1 protein-coding gene is annotated in these 1,308 nt (G+C 61.3%); it reads right to left on the bottom strand.

The window, feature by feature from the left end; translation table 11 throughout:
• Window positions 1-24 precede the first annotated feature (24 nt).
• Window positions 25-1,023, bottom strand: a complete 999-nt coding sequence (locus B3520_RS09115) for an LLM class flavin-dependent oxidoreductase (protein ID WP_286805123.1) — start codon at window positions 1,021-1,023, stop codon at window positions 25-27.
• Window positions 1,024-1,308: the final 285 nt, after the last annotated feature.

Genomic DNA, 1,308 nt, shown 5'->3' with positions numbered 1-1,308 from the left:
CCGAAGGCGCATCCGCCGTAACCGTCACTCAACGTTTCGAATATTGGCCAAAAGATCCAACGCGTGAACCCGCGCTGCCGGGTCGTACATATCAATGGTGAACATAAACTCATCAAAGGGCAGCTCCCGGCACAGAGCTTCCAGACCTTCCCGCACGGTATCGGGGCCACCGACCACCGCCAGGCCGAGAAAGTCTTTTACGGCGGCCTCTTCCTCGGGCGACCACAGGGGTGTCATGTCTTCCACGGGAGGCTTCAACCACAGCGGCTGGCCGCGCAGCAGGGCCAGAATACGCTGATGGCTGGTTGTGGCCAGGTAACGCGCTTCGGCATCGGTGTCCGCCGCAATCAGTGGAATCCCCAGAATGGCGTAAGGTTTGTCCAATACTTCGGAAGGCTGAAAATTTTCCCGGTAGACATGCAGGGCTTCACGGACCAGGCGCGGTGCGAAGTGGCCGGCGAAGGCGTAGGGTAGGCCTTTCTGCGCGGCAAGCTGTGCGCTGAACAGACTGGAACCCAGCAGCCAGATGGGCACTTCGGTGCCGGCGCCGGGAATGGCTTTGAGTTTCTGGCCGGGTTTCAGGGGCGCGAGCAGTTGCTGTAGTAACCCGACGTCCTGTGGGAAGTCGTCGGCGGAACGCATATCCCGGCGCAGCGCTCGCATGGTGATGGCGTCGGTGCCGGGCGCGCGGCCCAGACCCAGTTCAATGCGCCCCGGGTAGAGGCTGGCGAGGGTGCCAAATTGTTCGGCGATTACCAGCGGCGGGTGGTTGGGCAGCATGATGCCGCCGGAGCCGACCTTGATGCGTTCAGTGCCCCCGGCGATGTGGCCGATCAACACGGAGGTCGCGGAGCTGGCGATGCCTTCCATGTTGTGGTGTTCGGCCAGCCAGAAGCGTTCGAAGCCGAGTTGGTCCGCTTTTTGGGCGTAGCGAAGCGTGTCCCGCAGTGTTTCCGTGATGGAGCCGTCTTCTCTGACCGAAGCGAGTTCGAGTAGCGAGAATGTCTTTTCTTGGAGCAGCATACATCGGTCTCCAGTTTTGTCGTGATGTTCTGTGATGTGTAGAAAGGGAGCTTCGCGGTGAGGGGCTGCGGCTGGGTATACCCTTCCGAGACACGCCGTGAATACATCCTTGTAGGCTCATCACCCGCCATCCAGGCGGGTGACGGTCTCGGAAGGGTATACCCAGCCTCCGCGGTGCAAGCGTATCGTTTCGGGAAATAGCGCCCAAGCTAGTACTGGCACTGAGGCCCGAGGAGGGGAAAGCCTTTCAAGACCGTAGAGCGGGGGACCCGCGATCCGAGCCCC

It is taken from the genome of Marinimicrobium sp. UBA4509 (genome assembly GCF_002388575.1).
Taxonomy (GTDB): domain Bacteria; phylum Pseudomonadota; class Gammaproteobacteria; order Pseudomonadales; family Cellvibrionaceae; genus Marinimicrobium; species Marinimicrobium koreense.
This window is presented reverse-complemented; position numbering and strand designations above follow the sequence as displayed.